The organism is Chryseobacterium sp. MYb264, assembly GCF_035974275.1.
Classification (GTDB): Bacteria; Bacteroidota; Bacteroidia; order Flavobacteriales; family Weeksellaceae; genus Chryseobacterium.
On sequence record NZ_CP142422.1, the window covers coordinates 1,858,640 to 1,875,702 of the forward strand.

The following is a 17,063-nucleotide window of genomic DNA, read 5'->3' on the forward strand; positions in this document are numbered from 1 at the left end:
GATTATATAGATTTTATTGAAAAATTAACGTGGAGGTTTATGCCGACTCTTGCTTAACGTCAGCTTTTTTTCTGGCTTTTTTAGCCAAATATTCTTTTTGAAACTGTCTTACCGTCTTACCGGTACCGTCGTGTCTCCATCCCGGAGAATTGAAAATATAATTAATCCGGTCTGAAAATTTTAAACCAGGTTGTTTAAGATCCTTCCAGATTTTTCGCCATTCATAAAAAAGGACGGTATCAGGTCTGTTGTCCGGCATTTTTGGATAAATACCATATTTTACAGGAACGTTCGGATCTTCCTTCTCAAAAGTTCCGAAAATTTTATCCCAAATAATCAGACACATTCCCATATTTCTATCGAGATATTTGATGTTACATGCATGATGAACCCGGTGATGGGATGGTGTTACCAATATATATTCCAGAATCCCCATGCTTTTTACGGTTTGCGTATGCACCCACGTTCCATAGACCTGACCTATGGCGTAAACCACCATAATATGCCAGGGATTGAACCCTAAAAATGCCAACGGCGAAAAGTATAAATATCTGTAAAGCGGCTGTAAAACAGGACTTCTGAAACCTGTTGTCAGATTGAAAAATTCTGAATTATGATGGGTAATATGAACCGCCCAGAACGCCCTCGAATGATGATCGACATAATGCAGAACATAATACGCAAAATCTGTAATTACAAAACAGATCAGCCAATACCAAATCGTAAAATCCCAAGAAAATAATCGGTGACTGTAGAAGAAAAACATGACTCCCATCGCAAAAGCCTTCATTACGAGGTCTAATCCGAAGTTCATTAGCGCAAGATAAACACTTGTCGCAACATCTTTTCCATTATATAATTTAGCCTCTGAAACGTGGCTATAAATCATTTCTGCAAGGATAACCGTAGCATGTAAAGGTATGGACCAGGCATATACATTTTCCAGTCCGTCTTCACCTAAAAAATAATCCATCATCACCTTATAATATTAGTATACAAAGGTATGACTTTAAGAAATTTTTAACGAAATAATTTTCAGTTTTTAAGGAAATTTTAATCGGCTGTTTTGTTGGCCAGCTGTCCGCAAGCCGCATCAATATCACCGCCACGGCTTTTTCTTACGACGCAAACAATCCCGGCATTTTCAAGCTGACGGATATAATTTTCTTCAGCCTGTTTATTACACTGGTCATATTTTCCGTCACCAATAGGATTATATTGGATCAAATTCACTTTTGAAGGAACCTGTTTGCAGTATTTTATCAGTGCTTTAATATCTTCATCGCTATCGTTAATTCCTTTCCAGACACAATATTCAAAAGTAATCACAGACCCCGTCTTTTGATACCAGTACTGAAGGGCCGCCATAATATCCGTTAAAGGAAATTTATCTGAAAACGGCATGATTTCATTACGTTTCACCTCAATAGCAGAGTGAAGCGACAATGCTAATTTCACACGCAATTCGTCATCTGCAAGCATTTTGATCATTTTCGGAATTCCGGATGTGGATACGGTAATTCTTCTCGGCGACATTCCCAAACCTTCCGGCTGGGTAATTTTCCGGATCGCTTCCACCACATTTTTATAATTCATCATCGGCTCTCCCATTCCCATAAAAACGATATTGGAAAGCGGTCTGTTGAAATACATTTTACTCTGGCTGTCAATTAAAGCCACCTGATCTACGATTTCCGCCACTTCAAGATTTCTCATTCTTTTGAGTCTTGCCGTTGCACAGAATTCGCAGTTTAATGAACACCCCACCTGCGAAGAAACACAAGCTGTAGTTCTCGTTTCTGTAGGAATTAAGACAGATTCTACCAATAATCCGTCATGAAGTTTCACTCCGTTTTTAATGGTTCCGTCTGAACTTTTCTGAAGCAAATCTACAGAAACAGGGTTAATAGTATACTCTTCTGCAATTCTTTCGCGAAGAGGTTTCGAAAGATTCGTCATTTCATCAATCGAATGGAGGTTTTTACTCCACAGCCAATCATAAACCTGTTTCGCACGAAACGGTTTTTCTCCCAAAGACACAAAATAGTCTTTAAGCTGATCTAGTGATAAAGTACGGATATCTTTCATTGTAAGATTGTAGATTTCAGGTTTCAGGTCGCAGGTAACTACTACCTGCAACCTTTTACCTTATATCTTTTTTAAAGAATTAACATTGCATCTCCGTAAGAGTAGAATTTATACTTCTCTTTTACGGCTTCTTCGTAAGCATGCATTACGAAATCTCTTCCTGCAAACGCTGCAATCATCATAATTAATGTAGATTTTGGCGTGTGGAAGTTGGTGATCATTGTGTTGGCAACTCCGAAATCGTGAGGCGGATAAATGAATTTGTTTGTCCATCCCTGGAATGCAGAAATTTTCTTATTTGAAGAAACCGAAGTTTCAATCGCTCTCATGGTAGTAGTACCGACAGCGCAAACTCTTCTGTTTTCCTGAACCGCTTTATTGATAATCTCAGCATTTTTCTCGTCGATGATGATCTCTTCAGATTCCATTTTGTGTTTAGAAAGATCTTCTACCTCAATTGGGTTGAAAGTTCCTAAACCAACGTGAAGGGTAACTTCAGCAAAATCGATTCCTTTGATCTCCAATCTCTTCATCAAATGCTTAGAGAAGTGTAAACCAGCAGTTGGCGCAGCTACAGCTCCTTCTATTTTAGCATAGATCGTTTGGTATCTCTCAGCATCTTCCGGCTCTACATCTCTTTTGATATATTTAGGAAGCGGAGTTTCTCCTAATTCTTTTAATTTTGATCTGAATTCTTCATAAGAACCATCAAATAAGAATCTCAAAGTTCTACCTCTTGATGTTGTATTATCGATAACTTCTGCTACCAAAGATTCATCTTCAGTAAAGAATAATTTGTTACCAATTCTGATTTTTCTTGCAGGATCTACCAAAACGTCCCAAACACGAGTTTCTTTATCAAGCTCTCTCAACAAGAAAACCTCAATTTTAGCTCCTGTTTTTTCTTTGTTTCCATACAAACGAGCAGGGAAAACCTTAGTATTATTAAAGATGAATAGATCTTTCTCGTCGAAATAATCAACCACATCTTTGAATAATTTGTGCTCAATTGTTTGAGTTTTACGGTCAAGAACCATTAATCTTGCTTCGTCTCTGTGCTCAGAAGGGTGTTCTGCTAGTAATTCTGCAGGAAGGTCGAAATTAAAATCGGATGTCTTCATTTTTTAAATTACGGTTTAAAAATTATAAATTACAAGGTGTAATTTTCGAGGTGCAAATATACGACATTCAATACCCCTTTGTCAAGTATTATTTAACATAAATAAAAAACCGTGATATTACGGTACTTTTCAACGCCCAAAAAAACTATTTTTGAGACAGAAAATTTTACACTTATGAGCAAATATTCAATCGAATCATTCGTAAACGAAACAAAAGAAAATCCACAAAAAAGAGATTATTTTGAACTGGAAAAGCCTGCTTTACTGGAAATTAATCTCAACAACCAATATGTCTGGACGAAAACCGGAAGTATGGTAAGCTACATCGGAGATATAAAATTCGAAAGGCAGGGAATGCTTGCCGGTGGATTGGGAAATTTGTTGAAAAAAGCAATCAGCGGAGAAGGTGCAAAGCTGATGAAAGCGGAAGGAACCGGGAAATTGTATGTTGCCGACGAAGGTAAAAAAGTAAGAATTCTTTATTTAAATAACGAATCTGTTTGTGTAAACGGAAACGATGTTTTAGCACACGAGCAAAGCATAAAAAGTGATATTACGATGCTAAAAAGCATTGCCGGAGTAATGTCTGGCGGACTTTTCCAGGTAAAGCTTTCCGGAACAGGACACATCGCGATCACTACTCACGGTGAACCATTGACATTGATGGTAACTCCGGACAGCCCGGTTTTCACAGATCCAAATGCAACCGTTGCTTGGTCTGGAAATTTAAGTCCGGAACTGAAAACCAACGTTTCTCTTAAAAGTTTAATAGGAAGAGGAAGCGGTGAAGAATTCCAAATGAAGTTTTCTGGGAACGGTTGGGTGCTTATTCAGCCGTATGAAGAGGTTTACAGACTAGAAAAGTAATTTATTTTTATCATAGAAAAGACTATTTCACCCTAGAAATGGTCTTTTTTTTATTTTAAAATGTAAATATTTTATATATAAAAAGTAATTTATTCAACTTTATTCACATTTCTGTTTCGATAACAATATTTCAATATCTTTATTAAAAATTAAAACATAAAGATGACAACACGTAGAAATTTCATTAAAACAACAGCATTGGCAAGTTTTGGTGCTCTTGTTTTACCCAGTTCATTATTTTCATACTCTAAAGGATTTACAGCAGATAAAAAAGTTCGCGTTGGCTTCATAGGTGTTGGTTTGCGCGGTCAGGAACACGTGAAGCTTTTAGCAAAACGAGATGATGTGGAAGTGGTTGCTTTTGCCGATCCCAATAAAATTATGCTTGCTGCTTCCCAGAAAATTCTAAAAGACAATAATAAACCTCAGGCACAGGAATTTTCTAATGGAGCATATGATTACAGAAATCTTTTAAAGCTAAATATTGATGCTGTGGTGATTGCAACGCCGTGGGAATGGCATCTTCCGCAAGGTGTTGAAGCTATGAAAGCAAATAAAATCGTAGGAATGGAAGTTTCCGGAGCGATAAAATTGGAAGATTGTTGGGAATTTGTAAAAGCTTACGAAGAAACAAAAGTTCCCATTTTTATGATGGAAAATGTTTGTTACCGAAGAGACATTATGGCGGTTTTAAATATGGTTCGTAAAGGAATGTTTGGCGAGTTGGTTCACGGAAGAGGCGGCTATCAGCACGATTTGCGTGGAGTTTTGTTTAATGATGGAATTACGCCTTACAATTCCGGTGTCGAGTTCGGTGCAAAAGGGTTCAGCGAGGCAAAATGGCGTACTGAACACTATGTAAAACGAAATGGTGAGCTCTACCCTACCCACGGAATCGGTCCTGTGGCAATGACCATGAATATTAATCGCGGAAACAGAGTGACAAGGCTTTCTTCTTTTTCATCGAAATCTGTCGGCTTGCATAAATATATTGTAGAGCACCCTAAAGGTGGTGAAAATCATCCGAATGCAAAAGTGAAATTCAATCAGGGGGATATTGTGACGACACAAATTGCCTGTGAAAATGGAGAAACCATACTTTTAACGCACGACACCAGCCTTCAACGGCCTTATGATCTTGGTTTCAGAGTTCAGGGAACAGAAGGAATCTGGCAGGATTTCGGTTCTGGAGGATTTGATCAGGGACATATTTATTTTGAAAAAATAATGAAGCATACCCACAAATGGGATAATTCTGAACAATGGCTGAAAGATTATGATCACCCGATGTGGAAACGATTTGAAGACAAAGCAACCGGCGCAGGACACGGCGGAATGGACTTTTTCGTGATGAATACTTTTATTGAATGTATCAAAAGAAACATAGAGTTCCCGATGGATGTTTATGATCTAGCGACATGGTATTCTATCACGCCGCTTAGCGAAAAATCGATAGAAAAAGGTGGAAAAGCAATTGATATCCCCGATTTCACAAAAGGACAATGGAAAAACCGTAAACCCGTATTTGGAATGACCGATGAATTCTAAGAAAACACTACTCATATTAGCCGGCGGACTGGGAAGCCGATATAAAGGATTAAAGCAAGTCGACGGAATTTTAGACAACAATTCGCCTATTTTGGAGTATTCTATTTATGATGCGCTGGAAGTGGGCTTCAATAAAATTGTGGTAATCATCAACCGTTTTATTCCCGAAAGTTATATTGAACGATTGGAAAATATTTCTAAACTGAAAAACTTTGAACTTCATTGGATTTATCAGGATATGGAAAGATATGTTCCGGAAAATTTCGATTATGAAAACCGACAAAAACCATGGGGAACGGGACATGCGATTTTATGTGCAAAAAATGTAATTAATGAGCCTTTTGTAATGATTAATGCTGATGATTTTTACGGAAAAAAAATATACAGCTTAGCCGCACAGGAAATCGATTGGAGAAATATTTCCGAGCAACAATTTGAAATGATTGCCTACCCCATCGAGACAACATTAAGTGATAACGGAACCGTAGCAAGAGGTATTTGCACATTGAATTCTGAAAACTTTTTAGTAAAGGTTGACGAACAAACTTCTATCAGAAAAGAAAATGACTCAATAATTTACACTAAAAACGGAGAAGATATGAAAATAGATTCTGACACTTTGGTTTCTATGAATTTTCTGATATTTCATCATAAAATTTTCGTTTATCTTGAAACTTATTTTAATGAATTTTTGAATTCAAAACCGGCAATTACTGAAGAATTTTATATTCCGTTTGCGGTTCAAAAAATGATTGATTCCAATAAAATAAAAGTATTGGTGAAAAGATCACCTTCTATCTGGAAAGGCATGACTTATCCTGAAGATAAAAACATTTTGAAAGAATATTTACAAAATGAAATTGAACACGAAATATACCCTAAAGATTTATGGAATTAAAGAATATTGTTCAAGAATTCACTGATACAGAAAATTATACCATCACTCCAATTACAAACGGAATGATTAATTCAACTTATCTTCTCGAAAACAACGATAAAAAGGAGAAATATATTCTCCAAAAGATTAATATTCACATTTTTAAAGATCCGAAAATCATTATTGATAATCATTTAAAGATCAATTCTCTGCTTGGAAAAAGTAATTATCAACTTGAAATGGTAAATCCAATTCATTCTATTTCCAACAAATATTTGGTTCAAAATGAAAATTCAGAAATCTGGAGAATGCTAAGCTTTATTGAAAACAGTAAAACATTTTTAAAAGTTCCTGATCTGAAAACGGCTTATGAAGCGGCAAAAACATTTGGTTATTTTTTAGATATCATTAATTCTGAACCTATTTTAAGTTTACAAGAAACGCTTCCTGACTTCATCAATTTTGAAAAAAGAATTAATGATTACAAAAATGCATTACAAAATACTTCACAAGATTTAGCAAAAACGGCCGATCAAGAAATTAAATATATTAATCAATTATTAGAATTACCTGAAAAATGGATTGAAATGGAAAAGAATCATCTTCTTCCAAAGAGAATTATCCACGCAGATCCTAAAATCAGTAATATTTTGTTTGATCAAAATGACAATCCTCTGGCTGTCATTGATCTCGATACCACAATGATTTCTACAATTTTGTATGACTTTGGAGATATGATTCGTTCTTACACGAATAAGACCGATGAAGATCAAGGTAATTCTGAAAATAATTTTGATTCTGAAATTTACAAGGCGGTAAAAGATGGATTTCTATTTCATTTAAAAGAAAAATTAACAACACTTGAAACGGAAAATTTGAATTATGCTGCGCAAGTGGTAATTTATATTCAGGCAGTGCGATTTTTAACGGATTATCTGAATGGAAATATTTATTATTCAACACAATATCCTGAACATAATTTGGATAGAACGAAAAATCAACTGATGCTTTTGAGAGGATTGAGGGAATATTTGAATGATACTTTATAAATGCTTCGACTGTGCTCATCATGACACGGCGAATACTAACTGGTTTTTGATGTCTCTCGCAGATTTAGCAGATTACGCAGATCTTTTTAGTTTTAATTATTTTTAATCATCTGTTGAATTCGCGAGTAAATATAATTTATAAAAACTTTAAAATAGCCTTCCATTCCTCCAGCTTTTTTTCAAAGGAAATTGTATGTAGTGGGCTTGTCGACGGCAAAACATAAAAAGGAATTTTAAAATCTTTCCCTAATACTTTCTGTAAATTTTTAAATGATTTTCCGCCATTGCAAAAGATGGTTTGTATGTTGGGAAACTCTTCTAATAGTTCAGCAATTTGGTTTGCTTCTTCATTTTTGATCTCGGAATCTAAACTCCCTTTTCTTTCACAAGAATCAATTACATCCCAAAGCGCAATATTATGTTTCTTTAAGATACTAAGCCTTTCCTCATAATCTTCGGTAAAATTTTCATTAAACAATTCAAAAATAATTTTCCAGAATTTATTTTGTGGATGAGCGTAATATTGTTGCTTTTCTAAAGATTTCGCACCGGGAATTGATCCTAATATGATAATTTTAGAATCATTATCGATAATCGGTGGAAAGGAGAATATTCTGTTTTGCATGAGTCCAATTTATTTTGGCTAAAGCCATTGAAATACTATAAACAAAAAGCGGGCTAAAGCCCGCTCCTATTGATAGATCTGAATCGTTTTTACATTATGATAAACTTTTAAACCACCCCGTCAAAAATTCTTACGAATTTTCGCCACTCCTCCAAAGGAGGGGAATTGTTGATGGTTACAAAGTTTCTTTTAACCAGTCAAAGAATTCTCTTTGCCAAACTAAACCGTTTTGTGGATGCAAAACCCAGTGATTTTCGTTCGGGAAGTATACTAATTTTGATTTCAAGCCTCTTAATTTAGCAGCTTGGAAAGCTTCCTGACCTTGTTCATAAGGAACTCTGAAGTCAATTCCACCTTGAACGATCATAATTGGCTTGTTCCATTTATCTACAAAATTACTTGGATTAAATTCTGTATATGCTTTTGGAAGCGGCTTTTCCCATGGAGAACCTAAATCCCAGTTCGCAAACCAAAGTTCTTCCGTTGTCAAATACCAAGATTTCATATCAAATAATCCATCATGAGCAATAAACGTTTTGAATCTGTTTTCGTGAATTCCAGCTAACATAAATACGCTGTATCCTCCATAACTTGCACCAACAGCCGCTACTCTTTCCCCATCAACATATGGTAAAGTTTTAGCATAATCCGTTGCTGCCAGATAATCTCTCATCGGCTGGCCACCCCAATCTCTTGAGATTTCTTCATTCCATTTTGTTCCCCAACCCGGCATTCCGCGACGGTTTGGTGCCACCACGATATATCCGTTGGCTGCCATCAAAGCAAAATTCCATCTTACGCTGAAAAATTGAGTCAATGCAGATTGAGGACCTCCCTGGCAATATACAAGAGTCGGATATTTTTTATTCGGATCGAAGTTTGGCGGATAGTGGAACCAAACACCCATTTCTTTTCCGTCCGAAGTTTTTACCATTTTCAACTCAGATTTTCCCTGAGCTAAATTCGCATATACTTCTTTATTAGCCTCTGTAACCTGCTTCATTTCACCATTTTTGATGTTTACAGAGAAGATATCTGTAGCATGATTGACATCAGTTCTTCCTACTAAAAGGGTATTTTTCTGATCAGCAAAAATTTCATTCACATCAAAATCACCTTTTGTAATTTGCTGAACTTTAGCATTTTTAGCATCTAAAGAAAAAAGTTGCTTTGTTCCTCTGGAAGCCGCTGTAAAATAGATCGTTTTTGAATCTCCACCCCAGAAAACATCTCCGGAAACGCTTTCGTCCCAAGCAGCCGTAAGATTTGTTGTTTTCCCAGATTTCCAATCCATGATTTTTACATCATTTTTATCTGCTTCATAACCGTCTCTCGCCATACTTTGCCAGATCAGTGATTTTCCGTCAGGACTGAATTTTGGATTTACATCGTATCCTTTATTGGTTTCAGTTAAATTTTTTGTTGCACCTGAAGCTAGGTCGTAAGCAAAAATATCTGTGTTCGTGCTTGTAGAATATGCTGCACCACTTTTAGGTTTTGTAACATATAAAAGCTGTGCAGAATCCGGGCTCCAGATGAAATCTTCGGTTCCACCAAAAGGTCTTTGCGGAGAATCCCACATTTTCCCTTCCAACAAATCTTTTGCTGAATCTACAGCCGCTGAAGTATTTACCACAAAAACATGGTTGTATTTCCCTTCGTTAAAGTAATCCCAGTGTCTGTGGTTCAAATCGGTATATACCTGAGCTGTCGTTTTTGGAGTATCAGAGAATTTGTCTTTCCCCATTACTTTTTCCACTAAAACCTGCTTGCTGAAAGCAATCTTTTTCCCGTCCGGAGAAATTACGATATTATCAGCATCACCGATTGTATAAAACTCAGACCAAGTTTTTCCGTTGTTTTTTGACAAGAAAATTTTATCGCCTTCCTGAGCATAAATTCCGTTTTTATCCCACTGGATAAGGGCTTTTTTACCGAAATCTACTTTGGTAGACTGGTTATTAAGAACATTTAAGAAATAGTTCTCACTTTTTGTTTTCTCGGTTTTCAGATCCGTTTGTCCCACTTTGTAAATAAGCGAAGACTGATCTGGTGAAACTGCCTGTACTCCCACTTTCTTCAAAGTCCATAGGATCTCAGGCGTCATTAACTGTTGTGCATTCATTAAAAACGGAGCTGCCAAAGCCAGCAGACTGTACTTAAGTTTCATATATAAAAATTCATTTTTAACGGAGTAAGAAATCGGGCTGATTTCTACTATTCCAATTTAATTTCAAAGATTGCCAAAGTTAATTATTTAAAATAGAAACCCTATGGTGATTTAACAATAATCTTATCAAACAAAAATCCATCAATTAAAAACTGATGGATTTTCTATAATTTGATATGAAGTTTTCTGTTTGGTTAATCTCCGTCCGAAAACATAGAATTGGCAAGAGACGTAATGATGGAAAGCAAAATACTAAAGATAAATGCCCACCAGAAGCCGTCTACCGTCATACTGTCTATAAAATAATCTGCAATTAAAATGATGATTGCATTAATGACCAATGCGAAAAATCCTAATGTAATGATCGTTAACGGTAAACCGAAAAGGCTTAAAACCGGTTTTACAATTAAATTCAGAATTCCTAAAACGATGGCAAAAATAATTGCTGTCGAGAAACCAACAAAATGGACTCCCGGTAAAATTTTAGTTAAAAGAAACGCAACGATTGCGGTAATAAGTAGTCGAAGAATCAAGTTCATAATGATTGATTTTTTTAATGTTTATAGGACTTACCGTGCAAAAGGTATTCCAAATTTCACTTAAATAATGAGAACAGTGGCCGTAAGCGAAAATATTTATTAGCCACGAATGCTCGAATGATGATTCCTTTTATTTTGTGTAGATGGCATGGATTTTCACAGGTGATGATTTTGATTTTGTAAAATTCCCAAATATCTTAATTTACGGCCCTCTACCCTAGCCCGGATTGCAGCGTTTACCCCGCAACTGGGTTTGATAGGTTGAGAGAAGGAGGGTTTGAGGGTTGCGCGCGCCGGAAAGGTTTGGGGTGAGGAGTATGAGCGGAAAGCCGGAAACAGCTCCAAAAAAAGAGATGAACTGGAGAGGGCACTGAAAAACCCCGTTCATATAGAATTACCAATTGATTTGGAGTTAGAATTAAGAGTTTATTACGAAAATTAAACCTTCGTAATAAGCTTTTTTTCTTTTTTTCAGTATCAAATTTTTGAGGTTTAACGGGATTGATATTGCGCCACGCCTGCGATGTTTATAAAAGACGGAGTATAGATCGATTTCTCTATATTAATTTCAGGATTCTCTTCAAATTGACAGTGAAAATAGCCATTGCACCCTGCATTTGCATATTTTCAATACCATTTGCAATCGCCCTGTCGTAGCCGTGTACGTTTTTAAGCTCGCTGTTTTTGGCTTCGATTTTATAGCGGTGTTTCGATTTTTCTTTGTAATAATCGCTTTCCTGAAAAATCATTTGCTCCTTATGTAAGTCTGATTTTATGGAAACCGAATAAGTTTTAGATTTTGCTCCTTCTTTATAACATCCTTCTTTTAATGGGCAAACCTTGCATTTTTCAATATCAAAATAATAGGTATCCACTTGATTTCCGCCTACGTGTTTCTTCCCGCCACGAGCTTTGCGAATCGCCAAATGCCCTGCAGGACACACAAAACGGTCGGCATCTTTATTGTAATCAAAACGGTCTTCATCTTTTCGAAAACCCTGGGTGATGGAAGGATTAAGTCTGGCTACTATTTTAATATTTTGTTCGCCCGCAATTTTCAGATTTTCTTTTCCGCTGTAAGCAGCGTCACCAATGATGGCATCTACCTCCATCCCGTTGTCCTGGCTCATCTGCAGTAATTTTGGCAGTTCCGGGCCGTCGCCTTTTTCTCCCGAAGTTACCACGGCCGCCGTAATAATCCGCTCTTCGCTCATCGCCAAGTGCGTTTTGTATCCGAAAAAAGAACTGTCAGCCGATTTGTGACCCGTTTTAGCGTCGGCATCTTTTGAAAAAACCATCTGCTCCCCGGTGTCTCTCACTGTTTCCTTCAAAAGATTCAGCTTCTCCTTTACAGCAGGAATCTCCCTGATAGAAGCTTCGTTTTCAATGCGTTTTTCGAGTTCTCTGCAATAATCCAATTCTTTGTTTAAATCATTTTCAATATTTTTTGAGGGCATTTTAGTTTTAAATTCTTCATCAAACTGATAAACGGTCTTGCGAAGCAGTTTTGAGCGCTCCCGCAATACTTCTATCGTTGAAAAAGGATTGCTCATCGACAAGGTGTGAGTGGCATCTACAATGATGGATCTGGATTTGATGATGCCTTTTTCAATCGCAATACTCACGGTTTTACCAATGAGCAAGCTTAAAAGATCACTATCTTTCAAACGCAGTTTTCTGAATTTTGTAAGGGAACTGGGATTGATTACATCTTCTTCCGGAGTCATATCCAAGAAATATTTAAAGGACATATCATACCGGGAACGCTCTACCACATCTACATCAGAAACTGTATAAATACTTTTTAAAAGCAGGTATTTAAACATCCGTACCGGACTTTCAGCATTGCGACCATTGTTTAAGCAGTATTTGCTCAAAAGCTCATCATAGATGAAAGAAAAATCAATCAGCTCATTAATTTTTCTAAGAAGGTTTTCCTTCGGTACAATTAAATCATACAAACCGGAATAGGCACTCAACGGAAGTTTTTCTTGCTGTATTAACATTTGCTTTGCTATTGAAATTTACATTGAAGATAAAAAAATAAGCAAAACTTTTAAAGTTTTGCTTATTTTTTTTAATGAAGTTTACTTTTTCAGTGCCCTCGAACTGGAGCCTATTTTTTTAAAATATTTTATAAGATAACAAAACAAAGAGAGATAAACAAGGTAAATTTTGTGATTTTTTTTAATTATTTTTTACTTTCCTATAAAAGTTGACGCTCTGTAAACCAAGTCGGTATCCATCACAATTGTTGTGCTGGGAGCAGAAATATCTCTTATTTTATCCAAAATTAATTTTGCAGCGGCCTCACCCATTTTTCTGAGCGGCTGTTCCACGCTCGTAAGTTGGGGATGAACGATGGTGGCGAGTTCTGTTCCTGAAAAGCTTGCTACAGAAACCTCTTGGGGAATCTTAACTCCCTTTTCGTGAAGATAATTCATTGCGCCGATAGCCAAAGTATCTGAGAATGCAAAAATACTGTCGAATTCTACGCCTTTATCAAACAGTTTTTTAATGGCATTTTTTCCGTCCTCAAAGATCATTCCTTCGGTTTGAATAATTAAATTCTGGTCTAAAATATTATGCTTTTCGAGAATTCTTTTGTAGCCGTTAGCCCGCTCAATAACATTACGGATGGTGGAAGGTCCCATAATATGCACAATCTTTCTTTTCCCTGTATTAATGAGATGTTCCACGACCAAAGAAGCCTTGATATGGTCATCTACTACTACTTTGGAAACGTCCAGCGACTTAGCGGGAATCCTGTCAAAGAAAACCAACGGTGTTCCTCGATCAATAATATTTTTATACACATCTTCATTATAGGTCTCGTGGCTCAGATTGATAATAATACCCTCTACATTAAATTCCTCCAAAAGCTGTAAATTCTTCCTTTCTATCAAAGGATTTTCATCAGATTGGGTAATAATCACCCGATAGCCTAAAGGATATAAAACCTCCTGAATTCCCTGAAGAACCTTTGAAGAGAAAGGAGTGATCATTTCAGGGACAACCAGCCCGATATTCCTGGATTGCCCGTACTTTAAACTGATCGCAGCAGGATTCGGTTTATAGCCTAATTGTTCTGCGGCTTCCAAGACTCTTTTTTGGGTCTCAGGATTAATATTTTTGTCATTGAGGAGCGCCCGGGAGATGGTAGACGTAGATAATGACAAAAATTTTGACAGGTCTTTAATGGTTACACGCTTCATCTGATGTCTTTTTTTATCAAAAATACTAAAAAAATGGGCAATTGGGAACGTTCCCGAATCTTTGGGAACGTTCCCGTTGCTTATTTGTTAATAAAAACTCACAAGCAATATGATTATTAATATAAGTTTAGCAAAAGATTAACGGATAATTAAAAACGATTTTATATGACACTTACATCCTATCAATTCAAGCCTGAAAATATTACCACCGGAATTGTACATATCGGGGTCGGAAATTTTCACAGGGCTCATGAGCAATATTATACCAATCTGATATTGGAGGAAAAAGATCAGCAGAACTGGGGGATTTGTGGAGTTTGCCTTTTGCCTTCCGATGAGCATATTGTTAAGAACCTTCGTTCTCAAAATCTTGATTATACCCTTACGGTTTGCGGAAGAGACGGAAAAGATGAGGTCTACAAAATTGGTTCTTTGAGAGAACTTATCTGGGGAATTGAAGATCCCCAGGCTGTGGTTGATAAAATCGCGGAAAGCGATATCAAAATCATTACGTTAACAATTACAGAAGGCGGATATAATCTGGATAAAGAAACCCATGAGTTTAATTTAAATGATGAAAAAATTAAACATGATTTGGAAAATCCAAGCCAACCATCCACAGTTTTCGGATTTGTAGCGGAAGGGCTTCGTCAAAGAAAGAATAGAGACAACGGAAGCATCACTATTTTATCCTGCGACAATCTTCAGCATAATGGGGATACGACTAAAAAAGCCTTTGCCGCTTTCATCGAAGCACAGGATAAAGATCTGGCAGAATGGGTAAGATCTAATGTAACTTTCCCCAACAGTATGGTAGACAGAATTACGCCTGCCACTACTCCGCAAGATGTGGAAAGATTAAACAAAAAAAGCGGAATTGATGATAAAGCACCTGTTTATTGTGAAGATTTCGTGCAATGGGTGATCGAAGATAATTTTATTGCCGGAAGACCCAATTGGGAAAAAGCCGGTGTAGAGTTCACCGATGACGTAACGGAATTTGAAAATATGAAATTAAGCCTGTTGAACGCTTCTCACATGTTACTTTCCTACCCTTCGTTCTTAAAAGGTCACAGAAAAGTTGATCAAGCCATGCAGGACAGAAGCATCGTAAAATTTATCCGTGATTATATGGATATTGACATTACACCTTATGTTCCCGCTCCGAAAAACACCGATCTGGATGTGTATAAGCAGACACTTATTGAAAGATTTGCTAATCACAGCGTGAGCGATCAGGTGAGTAGATTATGTTTCGACGGAATTTCGAAGCTTCCTGTTTACGTGATTCCAAATCTTATTAAAATGATAAATGACGATAAGGATTTAACAAGAGTTGCCTTTCTTTTTGCCTCTTACAGACATTATTTAAAATATAAAGTAGATGATAACGGACATTCTTTTGATGTAGCAGAACCCTGGCTGACCGAAAAAGATATAGAATTAATTTCAAGTGATCATACATTAGATTTCTTAGATTTATCTTCTTTTAAAAGCACAGACCTAAAATCCTCAGATAAATTTGTCTCATTATACACCAATTTTGCAGCAGAAATTAAAAATAAAGGCGCGGGTGAAACATTAGAATCAATACTATAAAAACAAACACAATGATCGTAAATTCAGACATAAAATCCCTCAATACAAAGGCAACCGGCAGCATATTTCCGTTTGCTATCATTACTTTTATCTATTTCATTGTCGGATTTTTAACCACCGTTAATGAGCAGTTACAGGCTCCGTTGAAATTTACCTTTCTGTCTCATGCAGGAAGTTTGAAAAATACATTTACCACATTGATTTCTTTCTTTTTCTTTTTAGGATATCTCTTAAACGGAACTTTAGGAAGCAAATGGGTAAATGCTTTCGGATACAAAAACACCATTCTGAGAGGTCTTCTATTCATGATCTCAGGACTTTTCATGTATCTTTTATCATCTTGGTTCGGAACACATTATGGAGATATGCAGTTTAGTATCGGCGACGCTGTCATTCCTTTTGGATTTGTTATTTTCGTGGCGGGATCTTACTTAATGGGAACTTCGGCAGCGATCATTCAGGTTGTGGTAAATCCTTACGCCGCATCTTATCAGCTGAAAGGAACGCAGCCCGTTCAGCGTCTGAATATTTTAACTGCGATAAATTCCATCGGAACCACTTCTGCACCGTTCTTCGTAACCGTCGTGATGTTCAGCGGAATTTCTATTGAAAACATCGAGATCAAACAATTATTACTTCCACTTTCTGTTTTGATTGCCTGTATTTTAACGGTTATAATCATCACTAAAAAGCTTCATCTTCCCGATATTGAAAATACGAGAGCTGTTGCCGGAGAAAAGCTGGAAAGAAGCATCTGGTCGTTCAGACATTTTGCCTTGGGCGTGGTGGCAATTTTCTTTTATGTGGGAACCGAAGTGGCGATTGGTGCGAATATCAATCTTCACGCGTTCGAATTAACAGAATCCGGTCATCCCATCACTTTTTTTGGAAAAACAGATATTATGATCGGCGGAATTGACCTGGGAATCCACGCTTTGCTTTCCACATTATATTGGGGTGGATTTTTGGTAGGAAGATCGGTTTCCAGTTTCCTGAGCCATATTTCTGCAAGAACTCAGCTGGCAACGACGACCATTTTATCAACCATTTTGGCTATTGTTGCGATGATTACCCAGAATTTATGGTTTTTAGTAGCCATCGGACTTCTACATTCCTCGATGTGGAGCTGTATTTATTCGCTTTCCATTAAAGGTTTAAATAAATATACCTCAAAAGCTTCCGGAGTTTTCATTTCCGCGGTATTCGGAGGTGCAGTTTTCACTCTAGTTCAGGGAGGACTGGCCGATGCTTTCGGATCCTGGAGATGGACTTGGATCCTGACTGTAATCTGTGAATTATTAATGCTTTCCTATGCATTATTCGGCTCTAAGATCAGAGAAAAAGACTTACTAAACTAACTTTTAT

At 36.8% G+C, this 17,063-nt stretch carries 14 protein-coding genes; 6 read left to right on the forward strand and 8 right to left on the reverse strand.

All coding sequences use genetic code 11. From position 1 onward, the window contains the following. Positions 1-37: 37 nt before the first annotated feature. The 3 genes from VUJ46_RS07970 to queA all read right to left on the reverse strand — a co-directional run bounded on the left by VUJ46_RS07970 (position 38) and on the right by queA (position 3,209). Positions 38-976 carry a sterol desaturase family protein gene (locus tag VUJ46_RS07970; RefSeq protein ID WP_326984460.1) on the reverse strand — a complete coding sequence of 313 codons (939 nt, stop codon included), beginning with the start codon at positions 974-976 and terminating at the stop codon, positions 38-40. A 77-nt stretch (positions 977-1,053) separates the two neighbouring features. Further along, positions 1,054-2,088, reverse strand: coding sequence for a 23S rRNA (adenine(2503)-C(2))-methyltransferase RlmN (rlmN, locus tag VUJ46_RS07975; protein WP_326985083.1), 1,035 nt, complete (start codon positions 2,086-2,088; stop codon positions 1,054-1,056). A 71-nt stretch (positions 2,089-2,159) separates the two neighbouring features. After that, a complete protein-coding gene (gene queA / locus VUJ46_RS07980) occupies positions 2,160-3,209 on the reverse strand; it encodes a tRNA preQ1(34) S-adenosylmethionine ribosyltransferase-isomerase QueA (protein ID WP_326984461.1) in 1,050 nt (349 codons plus the stop codon). Positions 3,210-3,383: 174 nt separating this feature from the next. Here queA and VUJ46_RS07985 point away from each other — a divergent pair, with 174 nt between their 5' ends. From VUJ46_RS07985 to VUJ46_RS08000, 4 genes are all read left to right on the forward strand, one after another. Beyond that, complete coding sequence (locus VUJ46_RS07985) at positions 3,384-4,076, forward strand: AIM24 family protein (RefSeq protein ID WP_267402411.1); 693 nt, start codon at positions 3,384-3,386, stop codon at positions 4,074-4,076. Between the two features lie 162 nt (positions 4,077-4,238). Then, the gene (locus tag VUJ46_RS07990; protein ID WP_326984462.1) at positions 4,239-5,624 is read left to right on the forward strand and encodes a Gfo/Idh/MocA family protein; all 1,386 of its coding nucleotides are present in this window, start codon (positions 4,239-4,241) and stop codon (positions 5,622-5,624) included. Beyond that, positions 5,614-6,522, forward strand: coding sequence for a nucleotidyltransferase family protein (locus tag VUJ46_RS07995; protein WP_326984463.1), 909 nt, complete (start codon positions 5,614-5,616; stop codon positions 6,520-6,522). Before VUJ46_RS07990 ends, VUJ46_RS07995 begins: the two co-directional genes overlap by 11 nt. Next, positions 6,513-7,550 (forward strand): phosphotransferase enzyme family protein, encoded by a 1,038-nt coding sequence (locus tag VUJ46_RS08000; protein ID WP_326984464.1) that lies wholly within the window; start codon positions 6,513-6,515, stop codon positions 7,548-7,550. Before VUJ46_RS07995 ends, VUJ46_RS08000 begins: the two co-directional genes overlap by 10 nt. A gap of 136 nt (positions 7,551-7,686) precedes the next feature. Here VUJ46_RS08000 and VUJ46_RS08005 read toward each other — a convergent pair whose 3' ends face one another. The 5 genes from VUJ46_RS08005 to VUJ46_RS08025 all read right to left on the reverse strand — a co-directional run bounded on the left by VUJ46_RS08005 (position 7,687) and on the right by VUJ46_RS08025 (position 14,099). Next, complete coding sequence (locus VUJ46_RS08005; protein ID WP_326984465.1) at positions 7,687-8,175, reverse strand: DNA-deoxyinosine glycosylase; 489 nt, start codon at positions 8,173-8,175, stop codon at positions 7,687-7,689. Positions 8,176-8,350: 175 nt separating this feature from the next. After that, entirely contained in the window at positions 8,351-10,345 is a 1,995-nt protein-coding gene (locus tag VUJ46_RS08010) for a S9 family peptidase (protein WP_326984466.1), read from the reverse strand. A gap of 194 nt (positions 10,346-10,539) precedes the next feature. After that, complete coding sequence (locus VUJ46_RS08015; RefSeq protein WP_326984467.1) at positions 10,540-10,884, reverse strand: phage holin family protein; 345 nt, start codon at positions 10,882-10,884, stop codon at positions 10,540-10,542. Positions 10,885-11,441: 557 nt separating this feature from the next. Beyond that, on the reverse strand, positions 11,442-12,890 hold the full coding sequence (locus tag VUJ46_RS08020) for an IS1182 family transposase (RefSeq protein ID WP_326980898.1): 1,449 nt from the start codon (positions 12,888-12,890) through the stop codon (positions 11,442-11,444). Between the two features lie 192 nt (positions 12,891-13,082). Further along, positions 13,083-14,099, reverse strand: coding sequence for a LacI family DNA-binding transcriptional regulator (locus VUJ46_RS08025; protein WP_326984468.1), 1,017 nt, complete (start codon positions 14,097-14,099; stop codon positions 13,083-13,085). A 165-nt stretch (positions 14,100-14,264) separates the two neighbouring features. Here VUJ46_RS08025 and VUJ46_RS08030 point away from each other — a divergent pair, with 165 nt between their 5' ends. Beyond that, positions 14,265-15,698, forward strand: a complete 1,434-nt coding sequence (locus VUJ46_RS08030; protein WP_326984469.1) for a mannitol dehydrogenase family protein — start codon at positions 14,265-14,267, stop codon at positions 15,696-15,698. Positions 15,699-15,709: 11 nt separating this feature from the next. Next, positions 15,710-17,056 (forward strand): MFS transporter, encoded by a 1,347-nt coding sequence (locus VUJ46_RS08035; protein ID WP_326984470.1) that lies wholly within the window; start codon positions 15,710-15,712, stop codon positions 17,054-17,056. Positions 17,057-17,063: the final 7 nt, after the last annotated feature.